Annotated in this window: 14 protein-coding genes; 11 read left to right on the forward strand and 3 right to left on the reverse strand. The window is 57.9% G+C overall.

All coding sequences use genetic code 11. The annotated features are described in order from the left end of the window. Positions 1-2 precede the first annotated feature (2 nt). From ACZCED_RS10450 to ACZCED_RS10500, 11 genes are all read left to right on the forward strand, one after another. Positions 3-2,093 carry an FAD-dependent oxidoreductase gene (locus tag ACZCED_RS10450; RefSeq protein WP_462970094.1) on the forward strand — a complete coding sequence of 697 codons (2,091 nt, stop codon included), beginning with the start codon at positions 3-5 and terminating at the stop codon, positions 2,091-2,093. After that, positions 2,086-3,240, forward strand: a complete 1,155-nt coding sequence (locus ACZCED_RS10455; protein WP_464860754.1) for an NAD(P)/FAD-dependent oxidoreductase — start codon at positions 2,086-2,088, stop codon at positions 3,238-3,240. The genes ACZCED_RS10450 and ACZCED_RS10455 overlap by 8 nt, the downstream gene beginning before the upstream one ends. 34 nt (positions 3,241-3,274) lie before the next feature. Further along, positions 3,275-5,413: an aldehyde ferredoxin oxidoreductase family protein gene (locus ACZCED_RS10460; RefSeq protein WP_462970096.1), complete on the forward strand. Its 2,139-nt coding sequence runs from the start codon at positions 3,275-3,277 to the stop codon at positions 5,411-5,413. Beyond that, entirely contained in the window at positions 5,414-5,611 is a 198-nt protein-coding gene (gene thiS / locus ACZCED_RS10465) for a sulfur carrier protein ThiS (RefSeq protein WP_462970097.1), read from the forward strand. Between the two features lie 235 nt (positions 5,612-5,846). After that, complete coding sequence (locus ACZCED_RS10470) at positions 5,847-6,146, forward strand: YggT family protein (RefSeq protein WP_462970098.1); 300 nt, start codon at positions 5,847-5,849, stop codon at positions 6,144-6,146. A 23-nt stretch (positions 6,147-6,169) separates the two neighbouring features. Next, a complete protein-coding gene (locus ACZCED_RS10475; RefSeq protein WP_462970099.1) occupies positions 6,170-6,667 on the forward strand; it encodes a DivIVA domain-containing protein in 498 nt (165 codons plus the stop codon). Between the two features lie 114 nt (positions 6,668-6,781). Continuing rightward, positions 6,782-7,864, forward strand: coding sequence for a type IV pilus twitching motility protein PilT (locus ACZCED_RS10480; RefSeq protein ID WP_462970100.1), 1,083 nt, complete (start codon positions 6,782-6,784; stop codon positions 7,862-7,864). A 45-nt stretch (positions 7,865-7,909) separates the two neighbouring features. Next, a complete protein-coding gene (locus ACZCED_RS10485) occupies positions 7,910-9,073 on the forward strand; it encodes a type IV pilus twitching motility protein PilT (protein WP_462970101.1) in 1,164 nt (387 codons plus the stop codon). 49 nt (positions 9,074-9,122) lie between these two features. Beyond that, on the forward strand, positions 9,123-9,779 hold the full coding sequence (locus ACZCED_RS10490; protein WP_462970102.1) for a zinc-ribbon domain-containing protein: 657 nt from the start codon (positions 9,123-9,125) through the stop codon (positions 9,777-9,779). A 49-nt stretch (positions 9,780-9,828) separates the two neighbouring features. Then, entirely contained in the window at positions 9,829-9,987 is a 159-nt protein-coding gene (locus ACZCED_RS10495) for a hypothetical protein (protein ID WP_462970103.1), read from the forward strand. A 3-nt stretch (positions 9,988-9,990) separates the two neighbouring features. Continuing rightward, positions 9,991-10,932, forward strand: a complete 942-nt coding sequence (locus tag ACZCED_RS10500) for an MBL fold metallo-hydrolase (RefSeq protein ID WP_462970104.1) — start codon at positions 9,991-9,993, stop codon at positions 10,930-10,932. Positions 10,933-11,009: 77 nt separating this feature from the next. On the opposite strand, the gene ACZCED_RS10505 is transcribed toward ACZCED_RS10500, so the two are convergent. Genes ACZCED_RS10505 through folP form a run of 3 tightly spaced genes read right to left on the reverse strand, consistent with a single transcriptional unit; the run spans position 11,010 to position 13,604 of the window. Further along, complete coding sequence (locus ACZCED_RS10505) at positions 11,010-11,786, reverse strand: type III pantothenate kinase (RefSeq protein WP_462970105.1); 777 nt, start codon at positions 11,784-11,786, stop codon at positions 11,010-11,012. 13 nt (positions 11,787-11,799) lie between these two features. Then, complete coding sequence (locus ACZCED_RS10510) at positions 11,800-12,732, reverse strand: CdaR family protein (RefSeq protein ID WP_462970106.1); 933 nt, start codon at positions 12,730-12,732, stop codon at positions 11,800-11,802. A 5-nt stretch (positions 12,733-12,737) separates the two neighbouring features. Further along, positions 12,738-13,604 (reverse strand): dihydropteroate synthase, encoded by an 867-nt coding sequence (folP, locus tag ACZCED_RS10515; protein ID WP_464860755.1) that lies wholly within the window; start codon positions 13,602-13,604, stop codon positions 12,738-12,740. Positions 13,605-13,609 lie beyond the last annotated feature (5 nt).

The following is a 13,609-nucleotide window of genomic DNA, read 5'->3' on the forward strand; positions in this document are numbered from 1 at the left end:
TCATGTCCGTCAAGCGGCTTCAATCCCATCCCATTCTGGACCTGCCGGTAGGCGCCGAGGTACCCTTTACCTGGAATGGCACCCCCCTTACCGGCAGGGAAGGGGAAATGATCTCGTCGGCCCTGTTCGCCAATGATATTCACGTATTTGGTCACCACCACAAGGACGGCAGCCCGCAAGGACTCTTCTGTGCCAACGGCCAATGCTCCCAGTGCCTGGTCATCGCTGACGGTATTCCTGTCAAGGCCTGTATGACCCCCCTGAAAAAAGAGATGGCGGTGCATTCGGTGGAAGGCCTGCCAAGCCTGCCGGAAGCAGTTGACAAACCGGTCTTTGAGCCGACAGCGGAAAAACCGGTCGCGGTGTTGATTATCGGCGGTGGACCGGCCGGGCTGAGCGCCGCCATCGAACTGGGCAAGCTGGGCATCGACACCCTGGTCGTTGACGACAAAGATCGCCTGGGGGGCAAACTGGTCCTGCAGACCCATAAGTTTTTCGGCTCCGTGGAAGATTCGCACGCCGGCACACGGGGCTTTGAAATCGGCAGGATCCTGGAGGCACAACTGCGTGAGTATCCGTCGGTGCAGATCTGGCTGGAGGCAACCGCCGTGGGTGTCTTTTCCGACGGCATCGTGGGGGTTGTAAAAAAGAACGCGTATCGCCGGATCCGTCCAAAAAAACTGCTGGTGGCCACCGGCGCCAGGGAGAAAATGCTATCTTTTCCCGGCAACACCCTGCCCGGTGTTTATGGTGCGGGGGCGTTCCAGACCCTGGTTAACCGGGACCTGATTCGGTCATCGGAGCGCGTGCTTATCGTGGGTGGAGGCAATGTGGGGCTGATAGCCGGGTACCATGCCATTCAGGCCGGTATCCGGGTCGTGGCGCTCATCGAGGCCCTGCCCCGGGTGGGCGGATACAAGGTGCATGCGGACAAGTTGATGCGACTGGGTGTTCCCATTTTCACCCGGCACACCGTGGCGGCCGCCCATGGCAACGGTCATGTGGAAGGCGTCACCGTCGCCGAACTGGACGACAGATGGCAGGCGATCCCCGGTACACAGAAGACGTTTGCCGTGGATACGGTCCTGATCGCCGTTGGATTGGCCGAGGTCAACGAATTTTACCTCAAGGCCAAACAGTGGGGTATGGATGTCTATTCTGCCGGGGATGCCCAGGAAATTGCTGAGGCCTCAGCAGCCATGTTCACGGGCAAAATCGAAGGTCTGAAGATGGCCAAGGCCCTGGGGTGCTTTTCTGGTGAAATTCCGGCCGAATGGGATGAAAAAGCCACTATTCTCAAGTCCCGGCCCGGCACACCGCTTGACCGGGAACCGTCGCCCGGCGAAGAAGGGGTGATGCCCATCTTTCACTGCGACCAGGAAGTGCCCTGCAATCCCTGTACCTCGGTTTGCCCGGAGGGGGCCATCCGCACCGAGGATGACAGGATCACCGGTCTGCCCTACCTGGCCGATGGATCTACCTGTAAAGGATGTCTGGCCTGCGTGGCCATCTGCCCGGGATTGGCGGTAACCCTGGTGGACTACCGCAAAGACCCGGAGTGTCCCACCGTCACCCTGCCATACGAGATCTGGCGGGAGCAGGTGGCGAAAGGCCAGCGGGTGCCGGTCACCGACCGCGACGGGGCTATTCTCGGCCATTACCCGGTGCAGCGGGTCGTGGCCAACCGCATAAAATACCCGGGCACCTTGCTGGTTCAGGTCAAACTGGAACGGGCGGCAGCCAAACGAGCCGTCGGCATCCGGGTTCAGGAGGCCCAGGTGGACCCGACCACCATCTATGAAAATGCACCCCTGCCCGACGAGGCGGTGATTTGCCGCTGCGAGCGCATTACTGCCGGCGAAATCCGATCTGCCATCCGCAGCGGGGTGCGGGACATCAATCAGATGAAAGCGCTGAACCGTGCAGGCATGGGAGCCTGTGGGTCCAAGACCTGCCGGCCCATGATCTGGCGAATTTTTCAAGAAGAGGGGGTGGATCTGAAAGCGGTCACCGACCGAGTGGACCGGCCCCTTTTCGTTGAGGTCGCCCTGGGAACGCTGGCCGGTGAAAGGAGTGGGGATCGTGATGGATAACATCGATGTCATAATCGCCGGGGCCGGTTCGGCGGGCGTTCCCGCCGCTATGGCACTGGGGGCCATGGGCCTGAAGACGCTGGTGGTGGACGCCAACCCGTCGCCGGGCCAGGGAGACAACAAACGAGCGATCGGTGGGATCCGGGCGACCCACTCCGATCCGGCAAAAATCCGTGTGGGCCTTCGCTCGCTGGAGATTTTTTCCACCTGGAAGGAGACGTATGGAGACGACATCGAATGGCTCAAGGGCGGCTATCTCTTCCCGGTTTACCGGGAACAGGAAGCGCACGCCCTGAAGAAACTGCTGCCATTGCAACAGCAATTCGGACTGAATATCGACTTCATTGATCCCGATCAGCTGCAACGAATCGTTCCCGGCATCGATGCCGCCGGGCTTCTCGGCGGCACCTTCTCGCCGGATGACGGGTCGGCATCACCGCTTCTGGCCATTAACGCTTTTGCACGAAAAGCCCTTGAAAATAGTGCCCGATTCCACTTTAATGAACATATTGAAGCCCTGTTGGTGGAAAAGGGCCGGGTGGTGGGTATCCGGACAGACAGGGGGCGATATCGGGCGCCGGTAGTCGTGGATGCCGCCGGTGCTTATTCCCGGCCGCTGTGCGCAACTGCCGGGGTGGATCTGCCCGTGATTCCAGATTCCCACGAAGGAGCCATTACCGAACCGGTGGCCCGCATGTTTTCATGCATGGTGGTGGACCTCCGGCCGGGACCAGGATCGAAGAATTACTATTTTTACCAGAATATTCATGGCCAGGTGGTGTTCTGTATCACACCGGACCCGCCCATTTTCGGCACCGATACCCGGGAGACCTCGGTATTCCTGCCCCAGGTGGCCGCCCGTATGGTGGCGCTGATCCCCCGGTTGAAAACCCTGCGGGTGCGGCGGGTATGGCGGGGATGCTACCCCATGAGCCCTGACGGATCGCCCATCGTGGGCTGGAGCCCTGAAATCGGGGGGTTGTTTCATATCACCGGCATGTGCGGCCAAGGCTTCATGCTGGGCCCGGGCATGGGTGAACTGGCCGCACGGATGATAGCCGGCACGGTAACTGATCAGGACCAGGCGGCCATGGATATTTTTTCGCCGGCACGGCATTATTCTAAAGGTCGCGAAGAACTAAAATAGCGTCAACCAACGACACCCAATTAGGAGCGAGACCATGACTTCAATCCATTCCACCACACGCCAGTCTTTTGCCTATCCGCGTCGCCATGTCGATAAAGGATATACCGACCAGTACCTGGATGTGGACCTGTCCGCCGGCAGCATCGCCACCGGCCCCATCGAGGAGAAAATCAAGAAAACCTTCATCGGCGGTAAAGGCTTCGATCTCTGGCTGCTGTGGGAGGCCATGAAGGGCGACAACCAATGGGACGATCCGCAAAATGCCATCTGCATCGCTTCGGGTCCCATGGGGGGCACGCCTGCCTATCCCGGTTCGGGCAAAAGCATCGTGACTTCAATCTCTCCGCTGACCGGTTCGGTGATCGATTCCAACGTGGGAGGCTATTTCGGCCCGTATCTGAAGTTCTCCGGTTTCGATGCCCTTCGGATCACCGGAAAGGCCAAGGGGGATACCGTGGTTGTCATCGACGGCATCCAAGAGAAGGTCGACATCCTTGAGATCCCGGGACTGCCCGAAGATGCCTACGCGCTTTCCGAAGTGCTGACGGATCACTTCTCACAAGGCAAAAAGGTGGGTATTTCGGTGGTCTCCGCCGGCCCCGGCGCAGCCAATACCCGTATCGGCTGCCTGAACTTTTCCTGGTATGACAACGCCCGCAAACGGGTGCGCTACAAACAGGCGGGGCGCGGAGGCATCGGAACGGTGTTTGCCGACAAGGGCCTCAAGGCCGTGGTGGCCCGTTGGGAGCAGGTTTCCCTTAAAACCAACAATCCCGCCGACCTGGAGGCGCTCAAGACCGTGGCCCGGTGTCACTCCAAAGAAATTGTGGAACTGGATCCCAAACAGAACGAAATGGCCCGTTTGGGTACCGTCCACCTGGTGCCGATCATGAATGATTTCGATCTGCTGCCCACCAACAATTTCCAGTATGGCTCCCATCCGGGGGCGTCGCTCATCGGGCGGGAAGCGTTTGAAAAACTCTTCGATCCGGGTTATGACGGTTGCTGGAAGGGATGTACCGTGGCCTGCGCCCACGGCGTCAAGGACTTCGTTCCATACACCGGTGCGTACAAGGGACGCAAGGTGTTCGTGGACGGGCCCGAGTATGAAACCATTGCCGGCTGTGGTTCCAACCTGGGGATCTTCGATCCCTTCACCATCCTGGAGATCAATTTTTATTGCGATGCCTATGGCCTGGATACGATCAGCGTGGGCACGGCCATCGCCTTCGTCATGGAGTGCTTCGAGCGCAAATTGATCAACACCGGCCACACCGGCGGCATGGACCTGTCTTTCGGTAACCGTCTCAACGCGTTGGAACTGATTCACCAGATGGCCTCCGGGCAGGGATTCGGTGCAATTGTCGGGCAGGGCATCCGCCGCATGAAAGGCATTTTTGCCGAACGGTTCGGCGCCGATCCGGGCCTCATGCAGGATATCGGCATGGAGTCCAAGGGGTTGGAATTCTCGGAATACATGACCAAGGAATCCCTGGCTCAGCAGGGGGGGTACGGCCTGGCGCTCAAAGGGCCCCAGCACGACGAAGCCTGGCTGATTTTTCTGGACATGGTTCACAACTTCATGCCCACCTTCGAGCAGAAGGCCGAGGCCCTGCACTGGTTTCCCATGTTCCGCACCTGGTTCGGCTTGTGCGGCCTCTGCAAGCTGCCCTGGAACGATATCGTTCCCGAGGACAACAAGGATACCCTCGAGCCGGCTAAAGTGATGAAACACGTGAACTGGTATGCGGAGTACTACACCGCCGTGACCGGCAACAAAGCCGCCCCCGATGACCTGATCACCATGAGTGAAGCGGTTTATAATTTTCAGCGCGTCTTCAACTTGAAGATGGGCTATGGGACCCGGGACCATGACACCCTGCCATACCGTGCCATGGGGCCGGTGACCGTGGAAGAATACACATCCCGGCAGGAGCGATACGACACGGAACTCACCGAAAAATACTCGGTTGACATTACCGGCAAGGATACGCCGTGGCGGTTGGCTGAGCTCAGAAAGCGGCGCGAGGCCCAGTACGAAACGTTAAAGGATGCGGTCTACCAACGACGCGGATGGACCGCCAACGGCATACCCACCGTCGAAACCGTCAAACGGTTGGGGATCGATTTTCCGGAGGTCATGGCGGTGCTGGCCGAAAATGGCGTGAACTGATTGGTTACCGTCGACGGGCAGGAGCGATGCTGGCAGGACGGGCTGACCGTGGCCTCCCTGCTCGCGCAACTGGATGACGGCCACGTCTACGCCGTGGTGAAACTGGACGGCAAGCTGGTCTCCCGCCCTCAATTCAAGACCACCCCGGTTCCCGACGGTGCCCGGGTAAGGCTCATCCCCATGATCGCCGGCGGGTAGCGATCCTGTCACGGCGGACTGAATCCAGCCTTCAACCATGCCGCCGGCAGTTCCACCGGCTGCCGGCGACATCTCTATTTGAAAACGCATAGTCCTCCGATCTTTATCTTGCACCCCTTCCAACCCCATGAAAAACCTTGACTTATCCGAGTAAAAGGTCGTATTTTTCCTGTGTCACGGGCCGGCCGGCTACTGCCGGCGGGAGCAACCCACTATCATTGAGGACTATTATTCAATGTATATTATAGGCTACTTTCTGATGGCAGCGGCCAAGGTCATGGATGTGGTATTGCTTTTTTTCATGTGGGTGGTCATTGCCCGGGCCGTCCTCTCCTGGGTCAACCCGGATCCTTACAACGCCATTGTCCGATTCATCAACAACGTCACCGAACCGGTGCTCTACCCGATCCGGTCGAAGCTGCCGATTCACTTCGGGGGGATTGATTTTTCTCCCATCATCGTTTTTCTCGCCGTTATTTTTCTGCGGACCTTTGTCGTGAACAGCCTGATGCGAATCGCTGCTTCGCTAATATAGATTATTAAGACAGGAACCCTGCCATGAAATTAACACCGCTGGACATTCAGCAGCAGCAATTCAAAGTCCGATTCCGTGGATTCGATGTGCGCGAGGTGGACCGGTTTTTGGAGCAGACCGCCGATGCCTTTACCGCCATTCAGGAGACCATGAAGCGTCAGGAAGAGGAGATTCGGCGGCTGAAGCTTGAAAAGCAAGGCTACAAGGAGCGGGAAGAGACGTTCAAACGCGCCATGCTCAATTCCCAGAAGGTCCTCGAGCAGATGAAGGACAATGCCCGCAAATCGGCAGAGATCATCATTGCCGATGCCGAAGTCAAGGCGGAGAAAATTCTCAACCGGGCCCACAGCCGCCTCTCGCAGCTTCACGAAGACATTGCCGAACTCAAGCGCCAGCGTGTCCAGATCGAGGTGCAGATCCGTTCCATTATCGATGCCCATACCAAGCTGCTGGAGATCGGGATGGAAGGAATGGATGTTCTGGACGCGGAAGACACCAAAATCAAGGTGTTGAACAAGTAGTCCAACGATTCACTTACCGCCGGCGACATCGGGGGCTCGTTCCCGCCGGCCTTTTTTACTTTCGGTGCCGCCGGGTCGTCTGGCACCGGCCCCATCAACCACCAGGAGACGTTTATGGCTAAAATCGATGCCTTTTTCAAGCTCATGCACGAGCAGAATGCCTCTGACCTTCACCTGATATCCGGCCAGCCGCCTGCGTTGCGCATCCACGGTGACATCGAGCGGGTGAAATTCAAGGTGCTGGATAACGACGACCTTCGTGCCATGCTTTACGAGATCACCTCCGAGGACAAGGTCAAAACCTTTGAGGAGACCGGCGATGTGGACTTCGGTTACGAGATCCCCGGCCTGGCGCGCTATCGGGCCAATTATTTCATGCAGAAGAACGGAATCGGAGCCGTGTTTCGGGAAATCCCCAGCACCGTCATGACCGCTGAACAGCTTGGCCTGCCCCCGGTGATCTCCAAACTGGCGTCGCTGCCCCGAGGTCTGGTCATCGTTACCGGACCCACCGGTTCGGGTAAATCAACCACCCTGGCCGCCATCATCGATGTGGCCAACCGGACCCGCAGCGACCATATCATCACCGTCGAGGACCCGATCGAGTTCGTTCACAAAAGCCGGGGCTGCCTGGTGAATCATCGGGAGGTAGGGCTGCATACGAAATCCTTTTCCGCGGCCCTGCGCGGTGCGCTGCGCGAGGATCCGGACATCATTCTCGTGGGCGAAATGCGGGATCTGGAGACCATTTCTCTGGCCATCGAGGCCAGTGCCACCGGCCATCTGGTGTTCGGCACCCTGCACACCACCAGCGCCCCAAAAACCGTAGATCGAATTGTGGAGGTGTTTCCCGCCCAGGAACAGGCTCAGATTCGCTCGACCCTGGCCGACGGCATCCGGGCGATCATTTCCCAGACGCTGTTCAAGCGCATAGACAAGAAAGGGCGCGTGCCGGCCATGGAAATCCTGATCGCTACGCCGGCTGTGCGCAACCTGATCCGCGAATCCAAGTCTCATCAGCTGCCCTCCATGATGCAAACGGGAAAAAAATACGGCATGCAGCTTCTCGACGACGCCATCATGGATCTTTATAACAAGGGGCGGATTTCTGCCGAGGACGCCTACACCAAGGCCAACGACAAGGGGCGGTTTCGCCCGCTGCTTAAATCGCCGCCAACGGATTTCACCGAAGCCTAAATTGATCGTGGTCCAGGCACCGATGGCCGAAAATAGAGGGAGAACATGAAAAAGCAGGAAGTCGATCATATCCTGACCCGGATGCTGGATTCCCACAGCAACGTGTCCGACCTGAACATCACTGTGGGAAAGCCGCTTCAGGTGGAAAGCGCCGGTGAACTGGTGCCCGTTGAGATCAAGCCGGACATCAAGGAACTGACCCCTTACCAGACCGAGTCCTTCGCCTTGAACCTGATTGGCCAGGACCGGCGTCTCACCGAGGCCCTGATCAGGACCGGATCCTGCGATCTTTCCTACTCGCTTCCCGGCAAGGCCCGCTTCCGCGTGAACATCTTCTCGCAGTCGGGTCATTACTCCATCGTCCTGCGGAAGCTGGAATCGAAAATCCCCACCATCCGCGACCTGAACCTGCCGGACACCTTTTACAAAATTGCCAAAGATCTCAACGGCATTGTTTTCGTCACCGGTGCCACCGGATCAGGCAAGACCACTTCTCTGGCGGCGATCCTGGAGGAAATCAACGAGGCCCGATCCGTCCACGTGGTGACCCTGGAAGACCCCATCGAGTACCAGCACCCCCACAAGAAGGCCACCTTCAACCAGCGGGAACTGGGTGCCGATTACGATACATTTGCCAACGGTCTCAGGGCGGCCCTGAGACAGGCGCCCAAGGTGATCCTGGTGGGCGAAATGCGCGACCGGGAGACGGTGGAAATCGGCCTGAATGCCGCCGAAACGGGACACCTGGTGTTGACCACCCTGCACACCGTGGATGCCGGTCAGACCATCAACCGTATTCTGGGCATGTTTCCAAACGAAGAGGAGAAACAGATCCGCATCCGATTGGCCGACACCGTGCGCTGGATTGTCGGACAGCGGCTGCTTCCCAAAATCGGGGGGGGGCGGGTGGCTGCTTTCGAAATTCTGGGCACCAACCTGCGGGTCAAGGACGCCATCCTCAACGGTGAGTCCGAAGGCAAGACCTTTTATGAAATCATGGAAGTGGGCCGGCCGTTCGGCATGACCACCTTCGACGACCACATTGTCGGGCTTTACGAGCAGGGACTGATCACTCAGGAAACCGCTATGGCATATGCATCCCACAAGGGTGTGGCCGGTCGCGGCATCGACAAGGTGAAAAGCGCCCGGGGCGAATCCACTACGGATATCGAAAATTTAGAGATAGACCGCCATTACGATAAAGCCTGATTGCCGCAAGTCTGTCGCCGGCGTGACGGAAAGGATCGGTTGGAAAGCCATGGAAATTATTTGTGAAAGTTGTCAGAGCAAATTCAGGATTGCCGATGAAAAGCTGCCCACGGATAAAACGGCATTTCTTAAATGCCCCAAATGCCAGAATCGCATCAGTGTGCCGCCTCTGAAGAAGGAACCGGGCGGTACCGGCCAGCCGGAGGTCGACGAGGATTTCTTTTCGTTCGACGAGGATGAAAGCGACGGCTACGACGCGTCGGACAAACCCTTTGATTTTGTAGAGGAAGAGGGCAAGACTGCGCTCTTGTGCGAGTCCGATCCCATGATTACCAAGGCCATCACACCGGTTCTGGATGTTCTCGAATACCATATCACGGAAGTGAAAAACAGCCGTGAAGCTTTAAAAACAATGCGATACCACAGCTACGACCTCATCGTGGTCAACGAATATTTCGATGCCAAAAACCCGGATGCCAACGGGGTGTTGATATACCTGGAACGCCTCCACATGTCCGTTCGCCGAAATATCTTCGTGGCCATGATTACTCGCCGCTTTCGAACCATGGACAACATGGCGGCATTCCAAAAGAGCGTGAACATGATCGTGAATGTGGACAATATCGCTGATTTCGATAAGATTCTCAGACGGGGAATGGCCGATTTCGGCATTTTCTATCAGGCTTACAAGGACTGTCTCGGATGATGCGCTCAGACCCGCGCAACCCGTTCACCGCTTTTTGTAGAAGGACGCCATGAAATCCACCGGAAGATATACCTGCACGGAATACCGTCAAGAGATGATTCTGCTCGGCCTGAAACGCCAGTTGGAGGATTCGGTGCTGACGGAAGACCAACGGGTGCATGTCGCCGAGAAAATCCGCGAACTGGAGCGGCAGATGGGAATGGATTGACCGGTGGCCGCTATCGTTCGCCAATTCGACCCACATCTTTTTCTGATTGGCTTAACTCCCCCTATCAGCGGATTCCAGGACTTCATCGGCGCCTGGCTGGTCGTCGGGCCGGAAGCGGTCTACCTGGTGGACGTGGGGCCGGCGTCGACGGCGGGCCAACTCATCGACGCCATTGCCTCCCTGGGTGTGGATCGCCTGGATTACATCTGCCTGACGCACATTCACATGGACCATGCCGGCGCCGTTGGACATCTGGCCAGGCATTTTCCAGGCACACCGGTGGTGTGCCACCCCAAAGGCACACCGCATATCATAGATCCCGAACGCCTGTGGCAGGGTACGGTGAAGACGCTTGGACAGACCGGTCGTGCTTACGGGCCGATGTTGCCGGTGGAGCCGTCGCGGATCGCCACCGAATCCCAACTGGCATCGGCGCCCTTCCACCTGCTGGACACCCCCGGCCATTCTCCTCACCATTTTGCCATTTCCGCCAACGGCTGTCTGTTTACCGGGGAGGCCGGTGGCGTGTGCCTGCCGCTGCCTTCGGGCGACATCTATCTGCGGCCGGCAACCCCCCCCCGATTTTTTCTGGAAACGTCATTGTCGAGCATCGACCGTCTCATGGCCACCCGTTCCGAGACCTTGTGCTACGCGCACGTCGGTATGCGCAAAGACGGTATGCGCATGCTGGCCAGGCATCGGGAACAGCTGCTGTCGTGGGAAAAGCGGTTGGCCGTCGAAGCCGCTGAAGGGGGGATGGATTCGGCGGATTTTGCGGACCGGTGGGTTGACCTGCTGCTGGCGGAGGATCCGCTGCTGCATGGTTTCTCACAACTGGCGCCAGCGGTCCAGGCGAGGGAGCGCGGCTTTCTGCGCAACAGTGTCAAGGGCTTTGCCGGCTATCTGGCCAGCCTGAAAGAGACCCCAATTTCTAATTTTGAATGATGAATTTTGAATGAGTGGATCCTGTCTATTTTCTTTAAACGATAGAATGCTTTCATTCAAAATTAAGAAATAGGCATTCATAATTTCTCTTCCAGGCTGTCGCTGATGATGCGAAGCCCCTCTAAGGTGAGGGAAGATTCCACTTTTTCGATGCTTTCGGCCACGTTGGCCATCAGAGGCGCCAGGCCGCCGGTGGCCAGCACCATGGGCACGGTATCCATCTGCGCCTTTATGCGGCCCACAATTCCGTCCACCAGACCGGCATAGCCGAAAATGATTCCTGACTTGATGCTGCCGGCCGTATCCTTTCCCACCACGGTGTCCGGTCGCTCGAATATTTCCACACGCGGCAGCTTGGACGCTTCACGAAACAGGGCCTCGGAGGCGATCATGATCCCCGGGCTGATGGCCCCTCCTAAATATTCCCCCTTTTCTGATACCACATCGAAGGTTGTGGCCGTTCCGAAATCGATGATGATGAGGCTTTTACCGTATTTTTGGTAGGCGGCTACGGAATTGACGATTCGGTCCGCCCCCAACTCCGAGGGGTTGTTGATCAAAATGGGCATGCGTCGATAGGAACGGGCATCCACCCACTGTGGAGCGTGGCCTAAATATTTTCGGCAAAATGAGTCTAAAATGGTTACCATGGGTGGCACGACACAGGAGATCACGGTTTGCCGGATGGCCCCGGCCTCGATACCGCCGATGGCGAAAAGACTGGTGACGATGACGTTGAATTCGTCTTCCGTCGTATTCCTTTCCGTCCGGATTCGCCAGTCCTTCACCAGCGTATCATTCCGGTAGATGCCCATGACCGTATTGGTGTTTCCCACATCGATGACAAGCAGCATGATCACCTCCACCCTATTGGCTGATAGTTACGGAAAAACGTTCCGGACTGACCCGGACCAGTGTCGTTCTGACCGGAAGCGTGATGACCGCCTTGAGGGAGTGGCTCCCCGTTGCCAGATCGCCCAGATCCACGGTGACGGCGAAGTCAGGGTCGGTTTCGATCGTGTTGACTATAGCCTCCGGGCCCCTGACAGTCAGCATAATCGCGTCGGGGTCGATCCGAAAGCCTGCTGAAGCCCCTTTCACCGAAACCGGTATGCTTTCCAGCACCCGTGTGATGATTCGTTCTTTTATCTCGACGAGTGCCACCACGAAGCGAAGGGGCGGGTCTACCGCAATGGCTTCCGGCAGGTTCAGCGGGACCTCTTTTTTGAAGGATTCCGAAGCGTCCTCCAGGTCGATGGATCGGGTTTCGACCGTTTCAATGCCGGCCAGCATGGCTGCCGTGCCTTTGAGCAGGATGCGGTTGGGTTGAAGGGAGACAGCCGCTACCGCAAATCCCGGCGCTGGGTGTCCCTCCAGGATCGCAATGACCTCGGCCGTCTTCTGGTACAATCTTTCCAACCTGATGGTCAATGACGGTGTTAACAGGGACTTGAGAGATACGCCTCTGGGCAGACCGACATCCGCCGGACGCACCGCCAGGGTGTGGGTCCCTTCGCCCAGACCGGACAGATCCACCCGGCAGGAGGTCTCATTGGCATCGATCGTTTGCAGGCTGGAAGCGCTGTCTGAAACCAACAGACGAACCGAGTGGCGGGGGGCGTCCATCAACATCAGCTCGTCGGGAAGGTTGTCGAAAGTGACCGCAATGGCGATTTCCCGCTCCTGCTTTTCAGTCCGGGAAATCAGCACCACGGTTGCCACACCCAGAATCAGAGAGAGGATCACCCACCGGATCCAGGCAGCGCGTACGTGTTTGTTTGAAGGGAGGGATGATGTCATGTGGATCACACGGAGGTGATGGCGTTGACGATAGCAAGGGTGGCGCGGGTTCGGGCCACATCATGAACCCGGACAATGTGGACGCCTTTCATGGCTGCGGCCGCCACGGCCGCCTGGGTGCCCCGGGCCACGTCCATCGATAGCGGATCCATGTCTTTTTGAGACGGATCTTTCAAGAGTTGGCGGATGAACATTTTGCGTGACGGGCCGATCAGCAGTGGGGCGGCAAGCCCGTGAAACCGGTCGAGGTCACGGATGAGCTGAATGTTGTGGCCGATGGTCTTGCCGAACCCGATTCCCGGGTCGAGGATGATGGCTGAGCGTTCCACGCCAGCGGCCACTGCCCGGTCCACTGCATCGGAAAGAAAGGTCTTGATGTCGGAGACCAGGTCACCGTAGACCGGTTTCACCTGCATGGTCTTGGGGGTGCCTTTCATGTGCATGAGGACGATCGGCACCCGGCAACGGGCAGCCGTGACACCCATCTCCGGATCGGATCGAAGGGCGCTGACGTCGTTGATCATCGTCGCTCCGGCCGACACGGCCTGCCGGGCCACAGCTGCTTTGGTGGTGTCGATGGAAATGGGGATGGCCACCCGATGAGCCAGTTCTTCGATCACCGGCAACACACGATCCATCTCTTCTGATTCGCCCACCGGGTCCGAAAACGGGCGTGTGGACTCTCCGCCGATGTCCAGAATGTCCGCTCCCTCTTCAACCAGTTGCATGGCCTGGGAGACGGCTAGGGCTGGTGAGAAGAAACGGCCGCCGTCCGAGAAAGAGTCGGGGGTGATGTTGACAATGCCCATGATCAGCGTCCGCTGCCCCAGTGCCAGGGTTCGTGGTCCGCAGGTGATGGTGTATGATGGCATTGTTC

It is taken from the genome of Desulfosarcina sp. (assembly GCF_055467485.1).